The 22,938-nt window shown below is 52.6% G+C and carries 15 protein-coding genes; 2 read left to right on the top strand and 13 right to left on the bottom strand.

Translation table 11 applies throughout. From position 1 onward, the window contains the following. Positions 1 to 102 precede the first annotated feature (102 nt). Entirely contained in the window at positions 103 to 1,833 is a 1,731-nt protein-coding gene (locus DU000_RS01205) for a PhoH family protein (protein WP_114401533.1), read from the top strand. Between the two features lie 25 nt (positions 1,834 to 1,858). Here DU000_RS01205 and DU000_RS01200 read toward each other — a convergent pair whose 3' ends face one another. The 13 genes from DU000_RS01200 to rpsF all read right to left on the bottom strand — a co-directional run bounded on the left by DU000_RS01200 (position 1,859) and on the right by rpsF (position 21,153). Next, the gene (locus DU000_RS01200) at positions 1,859 to 4,957 is read right to left on the bottom strand and encodes an efflux RND transporter permease subunit (RefSeq protein ID WP_114402048.1); all 3,099 of its coding nucleotides are present in this window, start codon (positions 4,955 to 4,957) and stop codon (positions 1,859 to 1,861) included. Between the two features lie 54 nt (positions 4,958 to 5,011). Beyond that, positions 5,012 to 6,112, bottom strand: a complete 1,101-nt coding sequence (locus DU000_RS01195; RefSeq protein WP_114401532.1) for an efflux RND transporter periplasmic adaptor subunit — start codon at positions 6,110 to 6,112, stop codon at positions 5,012 to 5,014. A gap of 147 nt (positions 6,113 to 6,259) precedes the next feature. Further along, positions 6,260 to 7,741 carry an efflux transporter outer membrane subunit gene (locus tag DU000_RS01190; RefSeq protein WP_114401531.1) on the bottom strand — a complete coding sequence of 494 codons (1,482 nt, stop codon included), beginning with the start codon at positions 7,739 to 7,741 and terminating at the stop codon, positions 6,260 to 6,262. Positions 7,742 to 7,948: 207 nt separating this feature from the next. Then, the gene (locus tag DU000_RS01185) at positions 7,949 to 13,141 is read right to left on the bottom strand and encodes a galactose oxidase-like domain-containing protein (protein WP_114401530.1); all 5,193 of its coding nucleotides are present in this window, start codon (positions 13,139 to 13,141) and stop codon (positions 7,949 to 7,951) included. A 131-nt stretch (positions 13,142 to 13,272) separates the two neighbouring features. Next, on the bottom strand, positions 13,273 to 14,445 hold the full coding sequence (locus DU000_RS01180) for a FecR domain-containing protein (protein WP_114401529.1): 1,173 nt from the start codon (positions 14,443 to 14,445) through the stop codon (positions 13,273 to 13,275). 129 nt (positions 14,446 to 14,574) lie between these two features. After that, positions 14,575 to 15,582: an inorganic phosphate transporter gene (locus tag DU000_RS01175; protein ID WP_114401528.1), complete on the bottom strand. Its 1,008-nt coding sequence runs from the start codon at positions 15,580 to 15,582 to the stop codon at positions 14,575 to 14,577. Beyond that, entirely contained in the window at positions 15,579 to 16,205 is a 627-nt protein-coding gene (locus DU000_RS01170; protein ID WP_114401527.1) for a DUF47 domain-containing protein, read from the bottom strand. Before DU000_RS01170 ends, DU000_RS01175 begins: the two co-directional genes overlap by 4 nt. 123 nt (positions 16,206 to 16,328) lie before the next feature. Then, complete coding sequence (locus DU000_RS01165) at positions 16,329 to 18,113, bottom strand: DUF885 domain-containing protein (protein WP_158529599.1); 1,785 nt, start codon at positions 18,111 to 18,113, stop codon at positions 16,329 to 16,331. Next, positions 18,106 to 19,503 carry a replicative DNA helicase gene (locus DU000_RS01160; RefSeq protein WP_192878410.1) on the bottom strand — a complete coding sequence of 466 codons (1,398 nt, stop codon included), beginning with the start codon at positions 19,501 to 19,503 and terminating at the stop codon, positions 18,106 to 18,108. The genes DU000_RS01165 and DU000_RS01160 overlap by 8 nt, the downstream gene beginning before the upstream one ends. A gap of 121 nt (positions 19,504 to 19,624) precedes the next feature. Then, positions 19,625 to 20,077: a 50S ribosomal protein L9 gene (gene rplI / locus DU000_RS01155; protein ID WP_114401525.1), complete on the bottom strand. Its 453-nt coding sequence runs from the start codon at positions 20,075 to 20,077 to the stop codon at positions 19,625 to 19,627. Positions 20,078 to 20,105: 28 nt separating this feature from the next. Next, the gene (gene rpsR, locus DU000_RS01150) at positions 20,106 to 20,375 is read right to left on the bottom strand and encodes a 30S ribosomal protein S18 (protein WP_114401524.1); all 270 of its coding nucleotides are present in this window, start codon (positions 20,373 to 20,375) and stop codon (positions 20,106 to 20,108) included. A gap of 42 nt (positions 20,376 to 20,417) precedes the next feature. Continuing rightward, positions 20,418 to 20,729, bottom strand: coding sequence for a primosomal replication protein N (gene priB, locus DU000_RS01145; RefSeq protein WP_205073993.1), 312 nt, complete (start codon positions 20,727 to 20,729; stop codon positions 20,418 to 20,420). A gap of 49 nt (positions 20,730 to 20,778) precedes the next feature. Beyond that, the gene (gene rpsF / locus DU000_RS01140) at positions 20,779 to 21,153 is read right to left on the bottom strand and encodes a 30S ribosomal protein S6 (RefSeq protein ID WP_114401523.1); all 375 of its coding nucleotides are present in this window, start codon (positions 21,151 to 21,153) and stop codon (positions 20,779 to 20,781) included. 211 nt (positions 21,154 to 21,364) lie between these two features. Between rpsF and murJ the strand changes: the two genes are divergently transcribed. Next, positions 21,365 to 22,918 carry a murein biosynthesis integral membrane protein MurJ gene (gene murJ, locus DU000_RS01135; protein WP_114401522.1) on the top strand — a complete coding sequence of 518 codons (1,554 nt, stop codon included), beginning with the start codon at positions 21,365 to 21,367 and terminating at the stop codon, positions 22,916 to 22,918. The last annotated feature ends 20 nt before the right edge of the window (positions 22,919 to 22,938 follow it).

Here is a 22,938-nt window from a genome sequence, read left to right as displayed (position 1 = left end):
GCGCGTGAGCTGGTCGCGCACTGTTTCTGAAAGCCGCATGGGATGATTGTCCCGGCGGCTTTTTCACTTTTTTAGCCTGCTTTTGTATAACCCGGAGCCTGTATGCCGCTACCCAAAGCCCCTACCAAACCTGCGACCTTAATTCATTTGGATGAACGGTTAGAAGCCAAAAAACTAACCCCGCCAGTGCAGGAGAAAAAAGGTAAAACCGCAGCAAAAACAGGTGGGCAAACGGCAGCCTTGGTCAGCCCAAAACTGCAAGAGAAGACACGAGCGACCACAGCGCAACCGCTCGCACCGATTGCCGCCCCCGCCGCCAGCCGCAGCAGTAATGTGCCGGGAACAACGCCATCCGCAGCCAATGCAAATCTGATTCCTCCCCAAGGGCAGACGCTTAACCCACCCAAGACGCCAAAAACGCCGAAAAACCCGCAACCTCAAAAAGCGGTCGATACGATTCGCAAACTGTTTGTGCTTGATACGAACGTCCTGATGCATGACCCTTCTTCCCTGTTCCGATTCGAAGAGCATGATGTGTTTATTCCAATGACCACCTTGGAAGAGTTGGATGGGCATAAAAAAGGGATGTCAGAAGTCGCACGTAATGCCCGTCAAGCCAGCCGGAGTTTAGATTCGCTGGTTGCCAGCGAGCCGGATATTGATGCTGGCATTGCACTGAATGCGCTTGGCAATAAAGATGCATTGGGCCGGCTGTATTTGCAAACACACGTGCTGGCGAACACGCTCCCAACCACCCTCCCTCTGGGCAAGGGTGATAATCAAATTCTCTCGGTTGTGCGTGCGCTGCAAGAAGATAAGCCACAACGGCCAGTGGTGCTGGTGTCCAAAGACATTAACATGCGCATTAAAGCGCGTGCCTTAGGCTTGGCGGCAGAAGATTACTTTAACGACCAAGTGCTGGAAGATTCTGACTTGTTGTACACCGGTATTCTTAGCCTGCCAGAAAACTTCTGGGATAAGCATGGCAAAGGCATGGAGTCCTGGCAGCAAGGCGGCTATACCTACTATCGGTTAACGGGTCCGCAGGTACCCAGCATGGTGCTGAATCAGTTTATCTATCTCGAAACCGGCACCCCATTTTATGCTCAGGTCAAAGAGCTAAATGGGAAAACGGCAGTACTAAAAACGCTGCGTGACTACACCCATCATAAAAATGCCGTATGGGGCCTCACTGCACGTAACCGTGAACAAAATTTCGCGCTGAATATGCTGATGGACCCGGACTGCGATTTTGTCTCTATGCTCGGTCAAGCTGGTACCGGTAAAACATTAATGGCACTGGCCGCAGGCCTCGCCCAGATCATGGAAAGCAAGGCTTACAGTGAAATCATTATGACCCGTGTCACGGTGCCCGTTGGGGAAGACATTGGTTTCTTACCCGGTACCGAAGAAGAGAAAATGGCCCCGTGGATGGGTGCATTGGAAGACAACCTGGAAATCCTCAATAAAACCGATGCCAGCGCTGGCGAATGGGGTCGTGCTGCCACAACGGATCTGATCAAAGCCAAAATTCGTATCAAGTCGCTTAACTTCATGCGTGGCCGCACCTTCGTCAATAAGTTCCTGATCATCGACGAAGCGCAGAACTTAACCCCCAAACAAATGAAAACGCTGATCACCCGCGCTGGCCCCGGCACGAAAGTGGTGTGCCTAGGGAATATCGCGCAGATTGATACGCCCTACCTCACCGAAGGCTCCTCCGGCTTGACGTATGTGGTGGACCGCTTCAAAGGCTGGGATCACAGCGGGCATGTCACCTTACAACGTGGCGAGCGTTCGCGCTTGGCCGACTTTGCGGCAGAAATTCTGTAGTGCTCGATTGTGCTGCGCTGAGTAGTCAGACGGTGACAGGAGGCGCAGCTTTTTGCCAGCGCCGCCGCCACTTCAACAACCAGTTTTCCACGTCATCAACCCAGGTATAAACCACGGGAATCACTAGCAGGCTCAGGAAAGTTGAGGTAATCAGCCCGCCGATCACCGCAATCGCCATCGGGCTGCGAAATGAGGGGTCTGCAATGCCCCAGCCAATCGCGATAGGGAGCATGCCCGCGCCCATCGCAATCGTCGTCATGACAATCGGTTGCGCCCGCTTGTGGCATGCATCGAGCAGCGCATCGAGCCGATTCATGCCTTGGCGACGGGCCACAATCGCATACTCAACCAACAAAATTGAGTTTTTGGTCGCAATGCCCATCAGCATGATCAAGCCAATCAGCGATGGCATGGAGAAGCTTTTGCCCGCGACCAAAAGCGCAACAAACGCGCCACCTAGCGATAACGGTAAGGCGGCGAGAATGGTAATCGGCTGCAAGAAATCTTTGAACAATAAAACCAGTACTATGTAAATGCACAAGACACCGGTCAGCATCGCCAGCCCGAAACTGGCGAATAGTTCGCCCATGACCTCCGCATCACCGATTTCAATTTGTTTAACGCCAGCGGGCAGATTTTGAATGCTAGGTAACTGTTGTACCGCTTTGGTAACCTCGCCTAGCGGCACCCCGGATAATTCAATTTCGAAGTTGATGTTACGCGCACGGTCATAGCGGTCGATCACGGCCGGGCCGCTGGCGAGGCTGAGATCGGCGACCTGATTGATCATGACTGCGCTGCCTTTGCTACTGGGCACGGTCAGGCGCTCCAAAATACGCAAATCTTGGCGGGCTTGCTTGTCGAGCCGAACGACGACCGGAACTTGTCTCTGCGAGAGATTCAATTTTGGCAGTGCCACATCGTAGTCACCTACTGTTGCAATGCGGAGCGTTTCTGCCAAGCTGGCCGTGGTTACCCCTAAATCTGCGGCCCGAGAAAAGTCGGGGCGGACAGCGATTTCTGGCCGAATCAGCGCGGCGCTGGACGCAATGCTGCCTAAACCCGGAATGGTTCGTAAGTCTTTCTCAACCGCCCGCGCGGCAGTGCTGAGTGCCACGGGGTCGTCGCCACGCAAAACGAGGATATATTTTTCACCAGAGCCGCCCAAACCGACTTTGGTGCGGACACCCGGTAAAGCTTGAAGCTGTTGGCGGATTTCTTGCTCGGTGACTTGCTTGCGGACCAGGCGTTGACGCCGATCAGCCAAAATAATGGTTAGGGTGGCTTTGCGGACTTCACTGGCCCCGGCAGGGGCAAAGGGGTCGCTCCCTGCACTGCCGCCACCAATGGTGGTGTAAACACTCTCTACATACTTAACTTGGTGCACCAGAGCGCGCGCAGACTCGGCAGCGGCTTGGGTTTGCGCCAGTGTTGAGCCAGGCGGTAACTCTAAGTGGACTTGTGTTTGTGAATTGTCGTCAGGGGGGATAAAGCCCGTCGGCAGTAACGGAATCAGTAAAATCGAGCCGATAAAAAATAAGCCAGCGCCAAGCATCGTTAACCAACGATGGTCGAGACACCAGGCAGCGGCCTTTAGGTAGCCCTGCATCAAACGACCCGTCGCTGGCACATGGCTCGCGGTAGGCTTGAGCAGGTAGGCTGCCATCATTGGCGTTAACATACGCGCCACGACGAGGGAAGCAAACACGGCCAGCGCCGCTGTCCAACCAAACTGCTTGAAAAACTTGCCAGCGATGCCGCTCATAAATGCCGTCGGCAAAAAAACGGCGATCAGCGTAAAGGTGGTTGCGATAACTGCTAAGCCGATTTCATCCGCCGCTTCTAGCGCAGCTTGATAGGGTGACTTTCCCATGCGCAAATGGCGGACAATATTTTCGACCTCAACAATCGCATCGTCGACCAAAATACCGATCACCAGAGAGAGGGCAAGTAGGGTGACGACATTGATCGAAAACCCAAAGTAAGCCATACCGATAAACGCGGGGATAACCGACAACGGCAAGGCAACGGCAGAGACAAAGGTGGCCCGCCAGTCACGTAAAAATAGCCAGACAACGATGACAGCTAAAACAGCCCCTTCATAAAGTAAACTCATTGAGCCGCGAAACTCTTCAGCCACTGGGGTGACAAAATCAAAGGCCTGGGTAACCTCAATATCGGGGTGTTGGTCGCGCAAGCTTTTTAACACTTTTTCGACGCCCGCGCCCACATCGACCTCGCTCGCGCCACGACTGCGGGTAACCTCAAAACCGACAACGGGCTGCCCATTCAACAGCGCTACCGAGCGTGGCTCGGCTGTTGTATCTGTGACGGTTGCAATTTCATCGAGGCGAATCCGCCGGCCCGGCCCATTACCGCCAGTGATGGATAAACTGATTGCCGCCAGCTCTGCCGCTGTTTGCACAGTTGCCAGGGTTCTGACTGGCTGCTCGCCTTGCCCCAAGTCGGTTCGACCGCCCGCGCTTTCTTGCTGCACTTGGCGTAGCTGGCGTGAGATTTCGGCCGCACTGACCCCTAACGCCTGTAATTTGAGCGGATCGAGCGCGATACTGATTTCACGATTCACGCCCCCGACCCGGTTAACCGCACCAACGCCCTTAACCGTGAGGAGTTGTTTGGTGATGGTGTCATCGACAAACCAAGAGAGCGCTTCTTCATCCATGCGCGAGGAGGCGACCGTAAAGGCCAGCACGGGCGCTCCCGCTAAATCGAGTTTGTTGATAATTGGATCGCGCAGATCGCCGGGTAAATCGGCACGCACACGACTGACAGCCGAACGCACATCATCTACCGCCTCTTGCACGGGCTTCTCAAGCCGGAACTCGGCGGTGAGTGTCACCCCGCCATCCTGCACCTTGGTGTAGATATGCTTTAACCCTTGCAGGGTTGCCAAGGAGTTTTCAATTTTACGCGCGACATCATTTTCCAGTTGCGCTGGTGAGGCGCCGGGTAAAGAAGCGGTGACGGTGACCGTCGGCAAATCCAGATCGGGGAAATTCTGAATTTTCATTGCCTTGAAGCTGAGCATGCCGCCAAAGGTCAGCAAGACAAACAGCATCAGGGCTGGAATCGGGTTTTTGATACACCAGGCGGAGATATTCATGGTTGTCTCTGGCGCTGGAGTAACGGCAGTGTGAATCGGGGTTGTCATGGTCGATCACCTTGCCGACGAGCTTGGCGCCGCCGGAGGGGCAACCACTTTAACGGTATCGCCATCGGCCAAAAAGGCTGCACCACTGGCCACGATGCTGTCGCCTGGCTGTACCCCTTGCAATATCTCAATCGCGCTATCCGTTTCCTTATTAGTTTCTTTGCCTGGCTCATTGACAAGCCGACGACCGGTTTGGACCTTGACCAACGTCACTCGGTTGTTTGCTTGTAATTTAAAGACGTAGCTAAACCCATCCCGCAGGGCAACCGCACTTTGCGGCAAGGTTAATGCGTCACTGTCGCCAAGTAAAAACTCACCGCGCGCAAACATACCGGGCTTAATCCCCTGCGACATCGCGCCCGGCAGGTCAACATACACAAGCGCATTGCGGGTTTGCGGATCGACCGTGGGGGCGATCATCCGCACCCGTCCGGTAAGAGGCGACAGCGCCCCGACTTGGACTTTTACACGCTGCCCCACTTTGAGTCGGGCTAATTCACTGGCCGTAACCTCGGCGCGCCACTCTAAACGCTGCTGCCGAATCAAGCGGAATAATTCTTGCCCAGGGGCGATGACCGCCCCTGCTGTCGCGCTCCGTGCAGAGATCACGCCATCATCACTCGCGAGCACGCGGGTATGCCGCTGCCGAAGTAGCTGATTTTGTAACTGTGCCTGAGCAGCGGCCAATCGGGCTTGCGCCGTTTGTGCGGCGGTTTGGTATTGCGCTATTTGCTGTGTACTGAGCGCACCACTGTCAGCAATGCGGCGAGCCCGTTCGGCATTTGCCTGTGCTTCTTGCCATGTTGCATCGGCTTCAGCAACATTGGCTTTGGCCTGAGCGACCTCAGCCTCTACCGTTTCAGCCGCAAAGGTAGCCAGCACTTGCCCACGGCGGACGGTATCGCCAACATTAACCAATACTTCAGCGAGGCGTAAACCATTGACTTCCGCGCCAATGATCGCCTCTTGCCAGGCCGCTACGCTGCCATTCGCTTGTAAGCTAAACGGAATACGCTGGATGCGCGGCTGGACTACGGTCACGGTAAGGGCAGGTCGTGCAGGCGGGGTTTGCGCTTGACTCTCATGCGTTACTACGATACCACTCATAACAGTCAGTGGCAGCAGGTAAGCCGCAGGGATAGTTAAATGACTGCATTGAATCACTATGCCAGCTATTTTTAAATTGCGTTTAGTTCTCGCGATCATGATTTACCTTGTTACATCTGTCTGTTCTAAATGCCTATATCAGCAGTATTACTGTGGTGTGCGTGGAGCACTAGAGCTCAATCTGTAGTCTGTGTTCAACGCTAGAGAATCCTGCTGCCACCCACCGCCTAAAGCACGATAGAGACTGACCCATGCATTGATTTGTTCGTGTTTAACCTGTAACCAAGCTTGCTCTGCTTGCAAGAGGCTGCGCCGGGCGTCTTGTAACTCAATCCGGTTCGCGAAGCCCGCCTGCTCTCGTGTTGTCACGGCAGTCATATTCTCTTGCACAGCTTGGTAAGCCTGCACTAAATAGGCTGACTCTTGCTGCGCAGATTGGACACGTAGCATGGCTTCTTCTACTTCACGCACCGCCTGCCTCGCTTTACTGACATATGCTGCTTTGGCCGCTTCATACTCTGCCTGTGCGGCCGCTAGGTTTGCACTTCGTCGCCCACCTTGGATTAATGGTAACAACAGAGAAGGTCCAACCGACCACGTTCTGACATTGCTGACAGGGCCATCATTAATACTTTGTCGGGTTGGCGTAATCGAACCCGTTAAACTCAGCCGAGGATACCAACGAGCAGATTCAATGCCAATCGCAGCGCTGGCCTGCGCCACAGCTCTCTCAGCCATAAATAAATCCGGACGTTGATTCAGTAATTCCGCTGGCAAGGTAGGCAAAACAAATGTCGGGGGAGCAGGTAACTGTGCGACAGTTGCTACTGGCAACTGCACGGCGAGCTGACGACGCAAAGTTGGCTCGTCTTGTGCAGTGAGTGCAACAAGACCTTTTATTGCAACGTCACAATCTGTGGCGCGTGCGGTCAGGGTGCGTTGCAGCTCTGCCAGTTTAGCTTGAGCCAAACTTGCCACAGCGGCTGGCTGCAAGCCAACTTTAACCGCCTCCGTTAGACTCTGAACGATACGTTCCTGTGCGTCTCGTTCCTGCTGCAACAGAATGATCTGAGTTTGGCAGTAGCGATAATTGAAATAGGCAGTGGCTACCTCAACGGCAATAGCAACCCGCGCAGCGTGCCAGTTCGCTTGGGCTGATTGTAGTGCAGCCAGTGCCGCCTCACGCTCACGCGCCAAGCCCCCAAACAAATCAATTTCCCAGCTACTTTGCAAACCAATCGAGGTCAAACTGCGGTAAGTCACTGGACCACCAAAACTAAAGGCCGAGCGATTGGCATCAGCAGTAAGATTTAAGGCGGGGACAGGCTTAGCCTCTGCGACAACAGCGTTAGCGCGGGCGCGCACAATCAGGGCCTGGGCATCGGCGACGTTGCTGCTCACTGCCTGTGCCTCTGATATGAAGGAGATTAGGAGTGGATCACGAAACTGGCTCCACCAATCCTTTAAGCTGGCAACAGAACCGCTGTGTGGTAGTGGCGGTACCTGCCATTCTTTTGGTGTGGAGACCGAAGTGGGCTTGTAGTCAGGCCCCAGCGTTGTTAGTAAACCGCGAGGACTCTGGCAACCAGAGAGCAACAGAATCCAGATCAATACACCGAAGCGAAACATAAAATGCCCAAGCGTTTCCCGTAAATTGAAACCATATCTTACCTGCTTGGGGCATACGCAACGAAACCGCGAATGGTTTTATTCCGCCTATGCTCAATGAAAAGATATTCTATTCACACCGGGCCGTATCCATTTCAGATTTTTCGAGTGCCAAAATGACAGCAGCCGCCGGAAATCCGGCGGCTGCTGGTATGAAGCGTAACGAGGTTAGCGTTGTCGTATCACCCACTGGCTGACTATTTGCTCGGCTGCTGCACCGCCTGTTGCCGCGCCAACCCCAATAAAAAAGCGAGGGCCGAAACGAGCGCTGAGATCAATCGACAGCGTATCGTTAATTGGGCGAACAACGCCATCGGTTACAAGAGTTCCTGTCATCTCTAGAAGCTTGCGGCTTGCATCGTAACGAACAATTAAATGCCCCTGGATAAGCGCATGATTGCCCAAATCAACACCAGCTGACTTGGCGGCTTGAGCATTACTTGCAAAACCTAATCGGTTATTGTCCCAGGTTTGCACAACGGCTCCAATCCAATTAGGTAAGTTGCACACACCCAGACAGCCGCCATTCATACCAACGAAATCGGTACCCGTATTTTGCAGTACCAGCGCTAGGCCATCCGCTTGACGAGCAGTACCACGTAAGGAAAAATCCAGCTCTGTGGTGAAACTCTGGCTACTTGACAACGGTTGTGTGGCCCATGCCGTCCCCGTTTTATTTTGCGTATTCGGGGTTAATAAAAGGCTACCGTTGGTCTGCGCCTGTGCATCCCAGTTTAGTTTTACCCAGCTATTATTGATTGGCTCGGCAAAATCAGCGGTCCAATTTCGAATTACCTGTTCTGCACTGGCGCCACCGGTCGCGCCTGTAATGCCAACGGTGACTCGTTGGCCAAACTTCGCAGTCAAATCAATCGTCATTGCATCTACTAAGGTTCGGCTAACGCCATTACTGGTCAACGTAACGTAACTGGTTAGCAGCTTGGTAACGGGGTTGTAAGCCAAAGTTGCCCGACCACTTATATTGGCGGCATTACCGAGATCAAAGCCAGCAGGTTTAGCAATCTGGGTATTCGTCGCGAGACCCACGCGATTGTTTTCCCATGTTTGAATGACTAAGCCAGACCAATTTGGTAAATTACACACACCAATGCAGCCACCTAGTCCACCCAAAAAGTTGTTCCCACTGCCGTGCATCACCAGGGCTATGCCATCAGCCTGTCTTGCGGCTCCTTGTAAAACAAAGTCGAAACTAGTGGTAAAGGCCTGAGTAGTTGACCACCCTAGAGTGGACCAAGCTGCGCCACCCTGCGCTGTACTGTTCGGTGTGATTTGTATAGCGCCATCAGCACGCACAGCGGCAGCCCCCACCAAACTCAGATTGCTGGCGCCAAGTTGAACTGCGGATGGGAGCATATCCAGCCCCCCCTCACGCAAGTAACTGGCTAGTTGCCGCAGTTTCGTCGCATCCAACCCTGTCTGGTGCGCTTGAATCGCCGCCTCCAAGGTAGCTGCAGAGCCATCATGAAGATAGGGTGCCGTTGCCCAGACATCACGAAGCGTCGGGGTATCCAAGCCCGTTAGCGTTGACCCCAAGCGCTTGCCACTGCTCGCTTTGATCGTGGCCAACTTATGTAATTTTCCAGAAGGGCTATCGGTCGCAATACTGCCGCTATGACACTGAATACATTGAGCATTAAATAAATTGCGACCAATTAGCGCATCACTGCTGAGTTGGCCATTAGCCGCACGCAAAGGACTGCTGCCAAACTGCGTGAGCGACCCAAGATAGGCCGCCAGGGCGTCTAGATCGCTGCTCAACCCCGCTTTTTTATCGCCAAGAGGTTGACTGCGGGTACCCGTATTAAAAGCGGCGTCAGGCATTAACCCGGTGCCCCCAGCCAAGCCACGAATTTGACCCTCGAAGTCTTGTACCTCGTCAAAGTTACCGGTCCAATGTAGACGTCCGTGGGTCATCCCCGCACGCCCGCGCAGACTGATTGTATTACGCAAGCCTTCGCCCATCCCGGTTAAATCCCAGGTTCGGCCATCGTGACCACCGTCATTATGGCAAGTGGCACAGCTCATGTAACGATCGCGAGCCAGGCGTGGATCGCGGGCATCATAAAAAAGTTGCTTACCCCGCAACACTTGCGGGGGTAACAGCTCATTCCCAACGGTCGGCAGCGTTTGCAAGAGAGGCGCGACCAGCCGCCCTTGCTCTAGCAAGGGAACAAGGTCGTATACCCCTACATTACGGGCCATGAAATTGCTGACGTATAAACGCTTGCCATCGGGGGAAACTTCAAGTGCTTGAGGCGCAAAATCCGTTTCAATACGCAGTAATTGTGTTCGGTTATGTGCGTTTAAGATCGCTATTTCTCGGCTAGTCTCAAGCGCTACAAACAACCAAACCCCGCGAGGATCAAATGCTGCCGCACTCGCCAGGCTGGCGTTATCGTGATCAATTCGGCCTGCCAAGTCTTCTGCCTCAGAGGCCAGGAGAATACGGGAACTGATCGCGCGCACAGTGCTTTGGAAGTTCAGGTTGCTGCCATCGCGCAAGGTTCCACGCAGAATATTATCTTGCTTCGAGGGAACAAAAGCTTGGCTACCATCGGGCGAAATCGCCATTGCCCCGAGATAATTCGGAATTCCACGCCCTTGGTTTTCACTATCAACCTTATCGCTATGTCGCAATATCATGGTTTTTGTGATCGCCAAGTTAGCATTCAAAACCACCACTTCGCCACCACGCGCAACGCCACCCGCATTCGGTTGTACTGTTGCGGTTGCTTCACCAGGCAAGGGGGGCGTAATGAAGCGTGACACATAAAGCTTGCTGCCGTTGTGCGTTATTGCGAGATGGCGGGGTTGGGAACCAAGATTGACGGTTTGCCCAACCAAGCGCTTCGCTGCGTCAATTCTCAATAATTGTCCCCGGCCTTCGAGTACCACGTGGATTAAATTGGGGTTATTCGGGGTCGCAAGAATCCCATAGGGACCGGAGCCAGAAGCCAGATTCATTGTTTGGCTAACCGTCAAACTGGTTGGATTGATAATGCTGAGCGAATCACTTTGGCGATTAGCGACCCAAATTTGTCCTGTGGCATCCCTGGTTAGGGTGACGGGTTGTTGGCCCACGACAATTTCAGCCAGTTTATTTTGGGTAACTGCATCGAAAACACTGACCGTATTAGCATCGGGATTAGCAACCCACAAACGTGCATTCCCTGTACTCGGTTGCTCGAACAGCAAAGCCGAAGAACGCGCCGGGCGAGTGGGTGTCGCTGTCAGGGCAACCGTCTGCAAGAAAGTTTGCGTCTGTGGCCGCCCCTGGTCGTCAATCGCCGTTACGGTAACGGCATATACACCGGGAGCACTGTAGCGGTAGCGAATTGTACGGCTCGTTGACCACGCGCTAACGGGACTGCCATCACCAAAATTCCACTGATAGCGAACATTTGAACCAATCGCATTCGCCGTAAAGGTCAAGTCTTGTTGACTTAGTGCTGCTGAAACGGGTAGCACAGGCTGCAAGACCAATGTGCCTTGGGCAACTTCCCAGAGGAACGAACTGGAGCCCACCCAACTGCCATCGTCAACCGCAACGGTGGCGAAGAATGTCCCAGGCTGCCTTGGGCTACCGGTAATTTTTCCTGTGTTGGCATCAATAACCAGTCCATTCGGTAATCCACTGGCACTCCAACGCAAGGTCCGCCCGAGCGGATTCGATGCGGTTGGCTGGATATCGATGACAGCACCCGTGTCACTGCGTTGGTTGGCTATGTTGTTCACTGCAGGGCTGCGCGCGGCATCGCGCGCGCCAGGCATGTTGACCCGTAGAATCTTAGCGACTGAGGGGACACCCTGAGTATCAAAGGCAAACAGCATATAAAAGCCTGGGGGGGTATCTGCTGCCCGTGCCGGCATTTGTAGCGCAAAACGCTGCGACCCATTATTGCGCCAAGGTAAATCAATAAAACGCTGATCACTGTTCCAGCTGTGTGAAACAGAACCAAATCGCACCAAACTAACTCGCGACAAATTGGCTGTACTGGTCTCAATATTAAAGCTTTGCCCCGGTTCAACCACGGTTGGTGCAGTGGTAATCGTAGGCCGTGGTGCCAGGGCACCCTGAGAATTATAGAGATAAGAAGGGGTATAAATTTCGCCGTTCTTGTTAGTCAGCGGGCCAGGCGCCCCACCACCCGCCACCAGAACACGCGCATCAGGCAGCAGCAAGGCGGTGCCGTGATAAAGGCGTGCAAGTTGTTGGGCTGGTCCAATCGTCCATTGCCCACTGACAGGATCCCAGACCTCCGCGGCATTATTCGCGGTGTTCAATACGTTGTCGGTACTGCTCCCACCGCTGACCAGCACCCGGCCATCGGCCAGGACTGTCGCCACACTGTGAATACGAATCGACGAAACAGCCTCGGTGTTCGTGACAGCCGCTTGGCCATTATTTATATCAATGATGGCTGCGGCTGGAGAGTTGGTCGACAGTTTGAGAATGCGTCCTGGCCGGAACATGGCAGCACCAGTAGCTGCGCCCGCATTCGCAGCGGGAAGTTGGCCGGCTGCCGTTAAAGCACCATTACCGGTCGGGTTGACATAGTACATGTAACCATTGCCGACTACCCCAAATACACGTCCATCAGGGGCAAGCCAATTTTTTGGAAAGGTTGCATCATAGGCGGAGGTGTCAACACCATTGAGCAAACGATACGTTCCATCAGTTTGTCGTACCTCTGGACGATCATGCCCGCCTGATCCACCCTGAATATAAACCTCACCATTCAACAACATGGTGGTCGAGGAATACCAGCGCAAACGATTCAAATCGTTCTGCTTGACCAGCGAATTATCTAAAAAACTAAACAGATTGGTCGATCGGTTTGCGACATTACTATCGGGATTCGCTTCATCACCACCCACAATTAAGGTTTTGCCATCCAATAGAACGGTTTGTGAACTACAAAACAAATCGTTGCCTGTTCCATTCGGCAAAATCATCAGACTGTTACTGCTAGTTCCATTTGCCGGATTCCAGATTCCATAACGATATGCCGCCGTTTGGCTTCCATTTAAATCGCTACCGTAATACATAACCCGGCCATCAGGCTGCAAAACCATGTGGATTGGGATCAACGACATATCAAAAACAGGGTCCCAGGCGCCAGCGATATGCTTTTCAGTTGAGCGTATTGCTTGAATTGCTGCCTGCGATGATGAATCGCTAGCGCCAGTTAGCTGGGCCACTGTCTTGTCACCACCACCACAACCCACCAGAGCGATCGAAAATATACTCGCGACCAAGCCAGATAATCTGGCACAACGAGCACGACAAAAAGCATCAAATGAAGGCAATGCCCGAGAAACGGCAGAAATAGAACCCATGACCCACCCAATTTATGATTATGTGTTGCAAAATTGTCGCGGATGGTACGTTAAAGCCAGCAAATAATCAAGAAATGTGACAAATATCACCTTGTATTTTTAAAAAACACAAAATGTGAATAGGCACAACACTATCGTTTGACTTTATCTGCGTGATGGGATTGTTTCTGCGTGGATTTTTGCGCGGATTTAGGGACTGGCTTTTTACTAGGTCCTTGCGTATTAGATTTCATGGCTTTAGTCTGGTTAGCACGGCGCCCAGCTACCGCCGCGGCAGACGAAGATTTAGCAGCACCACGGCCTGCAGTGTGTGTTGCATTACGGATTGATTTAGGGGCGATTGTTGTAGCTTTTTTTGCCGCACCGGCGAGCCGCGACGTAGCCTGAGGCTGGCAAGTTGTACGTACTGTCTTTTTTCCAGCGCGGGTTTTGATTGTCTGTTGACGACATTCAGCACGGGCTGTTGAACGAGGTTGAATCGGCGTTGTAGCAGCGGGGACCACTGCGCCAACAGGTGGAACATAACCACGCTCACGCGCGGGTGTTTTTTGGTCGGCGACAGGCAACTGGCGATCGCGAAAAACAGCTCTGAGTGCGGTGATGCGGTTACGCCGAATTTCAGCTAAGTTTTCTTGCAAGCGGTCAAACTTACCAGTAAATAAATCATCATAACGCCCAGGTTGATAGAAACCCGGCGCCCGCTCTAAGAGGCGAGGTCGATCTTTGATGCCGGCCATGCCGGTTTGGCCAGCACTCATTTCAATGATTTCACGGCGTTGTGCCAGGGTGGTTTTGCCATGATAAACCTGGACGTATGTCCCTCCATCACCACCAGGATCGAATTCAGGAATAACCCAGGTTTCGTGATCGGCTGCACGCGTGGTGACGGTTGCCGTTGGTGTTTTAATTTGCCATTGCCGTGATTGCTCAGCGGCTATCCAACCCGTGATCAAGCGCATGCTGCCCTTCACTAAGGTCAGCGTGCCACGATCCTCAGCATCACCATACGCTTGATAACGGGTAAACCGTAACATCGCATTCGGGCGCAAAGCTAGATAGCCCCCGTCCATCAGGTGCAAATGAACTTCTCCGTCATTCCCCGTTTGCAGTAACTCTCCCTCATAGAGCGTTTCACCGACCTGCGGGTTGGGCGACTGGCGCACATCAGACTCCACCCGCACCTGTCCGGTTACGGTCTCTATCACGCCAACCTCATGACGACGACCTGACTGTGCTGAACTCCAGGAAGAGCAGGCGATCATCAAGCCAATTAAGGTTAATCTGTAAAAACGGGCGCACCGCATGGCGAAATCTCAGTACAAATAGAAAGTGGCGGGAGAATACCTGAAAAACAGCGAGGGCTGAAGTATTTACCCTCGCCTATCTCTTCTAAGGTGGCCTAACATTCACACAGCCCCCCTAGCGCTAGGTGCTCAAAACAAATGCGTTCCCAGCCACCAAGCCATCGCCGCCATGAAAGCCGAAGCAGGAATGGTAAATACCCAGGCCCAGACGATGCCACCGGCAACACCCCATCGCACCGCGCGCACGTTGTTGGCTGACCCAACGCCAACAATCGCCCCGGTAATGGTATGGGTGGTGGAGACGGGGATTCCCAAAGCGGTGGCTAAAAAGAGGGTGATCGCCCCGCCTGTTTCAGCACAAAATCCACCCACGGGTTTGAGTTTTGTAATTTTTTGCCCCATGGTCTTCACAATCCGCCAGCCGCCAAACAGGGTGCCCAGGCCAATGGCAACGTAGCAGGACACAATGACCCAACCCGGCACACCGTCCTGGGCAGAGGATACGCCAGCGGCCAGCAATAGCATCCAGATAATGCCCATCGTTTTCTGTGCATCGTTGCCGCCGTGACCCAGACTGTATAAAGCGGCGGAGAATAATTGCAAACGTCGGAACCAGCGATCCACGCGGCGCGGCGTACTGCGTCGGAAAAGCCAGGCCACCAACACCATCAGGATTGACCCCAACACAAACCCCAAAGTAGGTGAAACCAGAATGAACACCACGGTTTTGATAAGACCACTGCCGATCAAGGCACTGGTTCCCGCTTTGGCAACAGCCGCCCCGACCAATCCACCAATCAACGCATGAGAAGAACTGGATGGAATACCGTAATACCAGGTGATTAAATTCCAGCTTATCGCCCCCACCAGAGCCCCAAAGACAACATAGTGATCAACAATTTGCGGTTCAATCGTGCCTTTGCCGACTGTAGTTGCTACTTTCAGGTGGAATATAAATATCGCGACAAAGTTGAAAAATGCCGCAAATGCAACCGCATGGTGAGGTCGTAGCACGCCTGTAGAGACAACGGTTGCAATAGAATTGGCCGCATCGTGAAAACCATTCATAAAGTCGAACAGCAGCGCCAAAACAACCAGCATGACAAGCACCCATAGGCTGATCTGTAAGCCGTTCATGAATGCTCCAACACAATGCCTTCAATAATATTCGCCACGTCTTCACAGCGATCCGTCACGGCCTCTAGTAACTCATAGATAGCCTTCATTTTGATCAATTCGCGCACATCGTTTTCATGGCGAAACAGCTTCGACATGGCCGAGCGCATTACTCGATCTGCATCGGATTCCAGGCGATCGATCTCGTGACAAATTTTTAAGATTCCCTGTGAATCATGCATATCAGACAAACTGCCCACCACTGTTTTTACCCGCTCTGCACAAGCCAGACAAATATTCCCCAGTTGTTTGGCTTCGGGGGTAATGCGTTTCACATCATAGAGAGAGATTGACTCCACCACATCTTGCATTAAGTCCAAGATGTCATCCATGCTGTTGATTAATGAATGAATCTGGTCGCGATCAAGTGGGGTAATGAAGGTTTTATGTAACAGATCAATCGTTGCATGGGTAATTCTGTCAGCAGCATGCTCATGATCATTCAACACCTGTGCCTGCGCTTCCAACTGATCAAAGTCATCGAGCAAAGCCACCAGCGCTTTACTACCGGCGATGATATGCTCGGCATGCTCATTAAAGTAGCCAAAAAACTGCCCTTCTGTGGGCATGAATTTTCCGAACATGATGCGCCTCCCTCTGGCAAATATGAATTGTCATATTTCTGTATTTTACCTGAGAGCCACCACTGCATACGTCGCATCACACCCCTCTTTTATCCGGGGTTTAGCACTGCAACTGATATGGATTTAGCGGGAGAAGTTATCGAGCCAGCGTAAAATTTGCTCGCGCAATACTGGTAACGGTACCGCGCCCAGTTGCAAGACCTGTTCATGGAATGCCGCTAGATCGAACTCGCCTTGCAACCTCGTGTAAGCAATCTGGCGCAATGTCTGGATTTCACGTGCGCCTAGGTGATACGCCAATGCCTGTGCAGGCCAAGCGATATAGCGCTCCACTTCGGTGACAACACGCGCCTGACTGAATGCGGTTGTCTGGCGCATATAGTCGATCGCCTGCTCATAAGACCAACCCTGACTGTGAATCCCCGTATCGACAACCAACCGCACCGCCCGTAGCAGGCGATGCTGAAGATGATCTGCGTGCTCTTCGGGATTCTCATACAACCCCATGTTATAGCCCAGAGTCTCGGCATATAACCCCCACCCTTCGACATAAGCCGTATAGAGCTTATTGCGGCGGAAAGCCGGGAGTGAGGTGGACTCAAGCTGGCGCATCATTTGTAGATGATGTCCAGGCCACCCCTCATGGAGCAATAGACTCAGCGACACTGCTTGCGGACCCATATTGAGATCTTGCGCATTTAACCAGAACAACCCCAGGCGCCCCGGAAAAACAGCCTTGTATTGGCTGGAGGTATTGGCCTCACGATAGGGATCGATCAACTGCACCCCCAGCACTGCCTGTGGTAGGACTTTAAACAATGGTTGACTGCGCTGCTGAAGCTCCCCGACTCGCTCCTGATAGGCTTTTAGCAGCGCTTGTCGGCTCGCATAGCGCGCTACAGCAGGTTGCGCTGCCGAGTCACTGCGCTCACGCTGGAGCGCCGCGATCTGGGTTTTAATCTCAGCAACCTCTGCCAGCCCATCCTGATGAATAGCGGCAGGACTCAGATCCAGGGTTGTATGTAAACGAATCAGTTGCTGATATAACTGGGGCCCCTCTGGTACGCCGTCAATGCCAATGCTCTCGCGTGCAGCGGGCAAATACACTTGCTTAAGATACGACTGTAATCTCTGATAGGCAGGAAATAATTTTTGCTCAAGCCCGGTTTGGTAGCGCAGCTCAAAAGCTTGCCGCTCAGTCACAGAAAGATCAGCGGGTAGCTTGTGTGGGAGCTGATTAACAACGTTTTGCTTCTGCCCTTTTTGCTGTAACAGCAACGTTAGCTTTTCTAGCACCCGTAGCACCAAGCGCTTGGGCAACACATAGCCAGTCCGAATTCCCTCATTCAGCAAGGCTGGATAGGCATTGAGCTCATCGCTGGCAAGCTGGATCAAGAGCAGCATTTGTTCATGCGCAGCGCGCTGTTTAAAGTTTAGCCCAGTCCGACCACTTGCATGCTCCGGCACAGCGAGCCAGAGCCCATCAGTCGGGAGCAAGGCCATCAAATGCATGGGTAAACCTTCTCGCATTCGACATTCCCGCATCAGATACGAAAAGAGGGTCAGATTAAGTTGGTTCTCTTGACTAAGGGAAACGCCGGTATAGCCATCTATAACCCGCTCATAACGATGGCAGAGATCAGCCTGGGCATGACGTAATGCTTGGCCAGGTATGTTACTGACGGGTTCTGGTGATGTACCTGCGGAAACCTCATCATCCTGTGCAAGCGTGAGCCCCGCATTGGGATTGGCTCGATAAAGTGCCGCTTGCTCTTTGCTGTAAGCCGCGAGTTGCAGCAGCAATCCTGCCTCATTTTGATCGTCTTGATCGGCAAAGGTCTGCCCCAAGCTCAGGCAATACAGCACACTGCCCAGGCCAAAGTAGTGTACAAGGCGTTTTCTATTCATTGCTAAAGAACGCATTGCCCCCCGCGAAATTCTCAAACTTCGTATATTGCCCCAGGAAGGTCAATCTGACGGTACCAATCGGGCCATTCCGCTGCTTACCAATGATAATTTCTGCAGTGCCTTTATCGGGCGAGTCTGGGTTATACACCTCATCGCGATAAATGAAAATAATGACGTCGGCATCCTGCTCAATCGCGCCAGACTCACGCAAATCTGACATGACAGGCCGTTTGTTGGGTCGTTGCTCCAAGCCGCGATTGAGCTGTGACAGGGCAATCAATGGACAATTGAGCTCTTTCGCTAGCGCCTTCAAAGAACGAGAGATTTCAGACAATTCGGTTGCCCGGTTTTCACTACCATCACCAGCCATGAGCTGAATGTAGTCGATAATGATCAGGCCAAGCTTGCCGCACTGGCGCGCCAAGCGGCGAGCGCGTGAACGCAGCTCAATCACTGACAAGGCAGGCGTTTCGTCGATATATAACTGCGCATCCTGCATTTTTTGGATGGCATGCGTCAGACGCGGCCAATCATCATCCGTCAAACGACCGGTGCGCACGCGATGCTGATCCAGCCGCCCAACCGACCCCAGCATCCGCATCGCCAGTTGTGTCCCTGGCATTTCCATACTGAACACCGCGACTGGCAAGCCCTCTTCCACGGCAACGTGCGAACCAATATTGAGTGAGAAGGCCGTTTTACCCATCGACGGACGACCTGCCACGACGACCATGTCTCCTGGTTGCAGGCCGGACGTCATTTTATCTAAATCACTAAAGCCACTGGGCACCCCAGTGATATCGCTCTCATTATCGCGGTGATAAAGCTCATCAATACGCTCAACGACTTGGCTCAGTAAGCCCGGTAAAGCTTGAAAGCCAGACCCTCCACGCGCCCGCTCTTCTGAAATATGAAACACTTTTTGTTCGGCTTCATCCAGGATTTGTTTTGTTTCTTTACCCTGTGGATTAAATGCAGCCGCGCTGATCTCGTCGCTAATCGTTACCAGCCGTCGCAAAATCGAGCGGTCGCGCACAATCTCGGCATAGCGGCCAATATTGGCTGCCGACGGGGTATTTTGGGCCAAGCTATTGAGATAAGGCAAGCCCCCTGCATCGTTGACTTTACCGGCATTTTGTAAGGCTTCAAACACCGTAATGACATCAGCCGGCTTTCCATTGCTAATCAAGCGGCTGAGCTGTTGAAAAATCAAACGATGATCAAAGCGATAAAAATCTTCCTCACGGATCACATCGGCAATGCGATCCCACGCAGCATTGTCGAGGAGTAGCCCCCCGAGCACAGACTGTTCAGCCTCCACTGAATGCGGTGGAACGCGTAACGCATCAAGCTGAGGATCAGCGGGCATAACGGGAGGGGGAATATCCATATCAACTTACCTGACACTGAAATGAAAGAAGATTTTACGCCTGCCATTACCGAGAGATAGCGAAGCTCAAATAAAAAAAGCCAGCTAGCAAGCTAACTGGCTTTTCGATTGTTGTAAGCGCTTAGGCTTTTTCAGCAACGATATCAATCGTGACATCAACAACAACATCCGTGTGCGGTGCCACACTAACGCCATGTTGGCCGATGGTTTTCAGCGGGCCATTAGGTAAGCGAATCTGGGCTTTCTCAATCGCAAACCCATTGGTTTTAAGTTGCTCAGCAATATCGATATTGGTGATCGAGCCAAATAAACGGCCATCTACACCGGCTTTCGCTGTGATTGCCAAGGTCAACCCATTCAGTTTCTCACCCAGCGCCTGAGCCGCAGCCAGTTTTTCGGCTTGGGCTTTTTCTAGCTCAGCACGACGTGCCTCAAACTCTTTGATCGCGACTTCTGTCGCGCGTTTGGCTTTGCCTTGAGGGATCAAGAAATTGCGTGCATAGCCATCTTTAACACGGACCACTTCACCCAGCTGGCCGAGGTTAACAACTTTTTCTAGCAGAATAATTTGCATAATTCGTTACTCCTGTCCTATCAGCGGCTTAGTGATTATCGGTATATGGCAACAAAGCCAAGAAACGGGCACGTTTGATCGCGACGTTTAATTGACGCTGGTAGTTGGCTTTTGTTCCTGTCAAACGGGCAGGAATAATTTTGCCGTTTTCTTGGATGAAGTCTTTCAGCGTTTCGATATCTTTGTAATCGATTTCTTCCACTTTAGCGACAGTAAAGCGGCAGAACTTTTTACGTTTGAACAAAGGGTTTTGTTGAGGACGTTTTTTATCGCGGTTATTGCGTTTCACAAAGGCCATGATGATTCCTTTAAATTAATTCGGTTCAGTTACGTGACAAATTTAGCGTGGATCCAGTATTTGCAGGGATTGCACATGTAGGACAAGGGTTTTGCTATTGAGGCTTTTTTTTGCCAGAAAACCATTCATCCGGACACTTAATCCAAGCGCGTGCGTCTGCATAGATAATGCCTGCTCACCTGCTAACAACCATCTGATTTCACAGAGCACTTGACGCGGTTTTGCCAATTCAAGCACCGTTGACTGATGTTGTAGCACCCCTTCTAAGATCGGGATACCTGCGGGGGTATATCGCACTGCCCCACATTCAACTAATTTGCCATCTAGTACCACTTGGTTGATGGCATCAATCACGCGTTCAAACTCAGATAATTATTAACGACGCGGATCCAGCACCATGCTGTTAGGCAGAAGCCTGCTCAGCAGCGGCACGACTTGCTTTTTGCGCTTCTTCTTTCGCGACTTCTTTCATCATGAGAGAAGCGCCTGTTTCAGCGTTCTTCTTCTGCAAAATGAGGTGGCGCAAAACAGCGTCATTAAATTTGAACGCATGCTCAAGCTCAGACAACGTTGTCTGACCACATTCAATGTTTAACAGAACGTAGTGCGCTTTGTGAAGCTTTTGGATTGGATAAGCTAACTGGCGGCGACCCCAGTCTTCCAGACGGTGAATCTTGCCTGCCTGACCTTCGATCAAGCCTTTGTAGCGTTCGATCATGGCAGGGACCTGTTCGCTCTGATCAGGGTGGACAATAAAAACAATCTCATAATGACGCATTACAACTCCTTATGGTTAAAGCCGCCCAGCGTCGAGGGAATATCCCTTTGGTGCGGCAAGGTGGTGAAAAGTCGAGCATTATAGCCTAAAAATGGATGGCCGGTAAAGCACGCTTTCTTGCGAGATGCGCCGGACCCCAGTTACTCACTCAACTTGGGTTAATCGCTCGACAGCCTTTACAATGCCAGCACGTTAAGCAAACTGTTCTTATATGAATCTTCTCAAAGCCGCTGCTGCCGTTAGCAGCATGACCCTGCTCTCCCGCATTACGGGGCTCATCCGCGAAAACCTAATTGCCCGTTTATTTGGCGCCGGGAGTGAGACCGACGCTTTTTTTGTAGCCTTTCGTCTGCCCAATCTGCTGCGGCGCTTATTCGCCGAAGGGGCTTTTTCACAAGCCTTTGTGCCGATTTTAGCTGAATACAAAGCTACCCAGCCGGAAGCGGAAACCAAGCGGCTAGTCAACGATACCGCGACAGTGCTATTTTGGGCCGTGCTGGGAGTCAGCGTGATTGGCGTCATTGCTGCGGATGCCTTGGTACTGGCGATGGCGAGTGGCTTGGGCGAGCATTCGCAAGGCTTTGATTTAGCGGTGTCGCTCACCCGCTGGATGTTCCCGTATATTTTATGCGCGACCCTGATGGCGTTTAGCGCGGGCGTCCTCAACACTTGGAAGCAATTTAGCTTACCCGCCTTTGCCCCAGTGTTACTCAACCTGAGCTTTATTGCCGCAGCGCTTTGGCTCAGCCCGCATTTACACACCCCGATTTATGCTTTGGCCGTCGCCGTGCTGGTTGGCGGCGTATTGCAAGTCGCGATTCAAATCCCCGCCTTGCGTAAGGTGGGCATGCTACCGCGCATTACCTGGCGAGTCGGCGCGGCTTTCGCCGACCCCGGCGTACGACGCGTGCTGAAGAAAATGGGGCCCGCGATTTTTGGGGTGTCGGTCGCACAGATTAGTTTGCTCATCAACACCAATATCGCTTCACATCTGGCGGCGGGTAGCGTGTCGTGGATTACGTATGCCGATCGGCTCATGGAATTCCCCACGGCCATGCTCGGGGTGGCATTGGGGACGGTGCTACTCCCCAGCCTAAGTCGTGCCAGTAAAACCGATCCCGCTGAATACAATGCCTTGCTGGATTGGGGCTTACGCCTGATGTTTTTGCTGGCCCTGCCCGCCACCGTCGGCTTATGCATGTTGGCCGAGCCACTGACCGCAGGCTTGTTTCACTATGGCCGATTTAGCGCAAATGATGTAGCCATGACCCAGCAAGCCGTGATGGCCTATGGCGTAGGTTTGTGTGGTTTGATTGGCATCAAAATTCTCGCTCCTGGTTTTTATGCCCGCCAAGATTTGCGCACGCCGGTGAAAATTGCGGTCGTCGCCCTCATCACCACCCAGCTCTTCAATTGGCTGTTAGTTCCCACGATGGCTCATGCAGGTTTAGCGCTCTCCATCAGTGTCGGAGCCTGTGTGAACGCCCTGCTACTTTTTACCTTTTTGTGCAGTGGCAAGCACTACCAGCCCTGCGCGGGTTGGCTGAGCTTCTTCGCAAAATTAACACTGGCGCTGGTGGCGATGGCGGGCTTTTTATGGTGGGTCAACCAAGGCATAACATGGGTGGGCAGCCCCAGCGCACCGGTGCTGTGGTGGCTGCGCCTACTCAAACTCGGCGGGTTGATCGTAGGTGGAGCCGCTGTTTACTTTGCCGTGCTGCTGGCGCTGGGGTTCCGCCTAAAAGACTTTAAACGCAAAGGCTAGCTCGCGCTGAAAGAAGAGCA

The organism is Parvibium lacunae (assembly GCF_003335215.1).
Taxonomy (GTDB): domain Bacteria; phylum Pseudomonadota; class Gammaproteobacteria; order Burkholderiales; family Burkholderiaceae_D; genus Parvibium; species Parvibium lacunae.
This window is presented reverse-complemented; position numbering and strand designations above follow the sequence as displayed.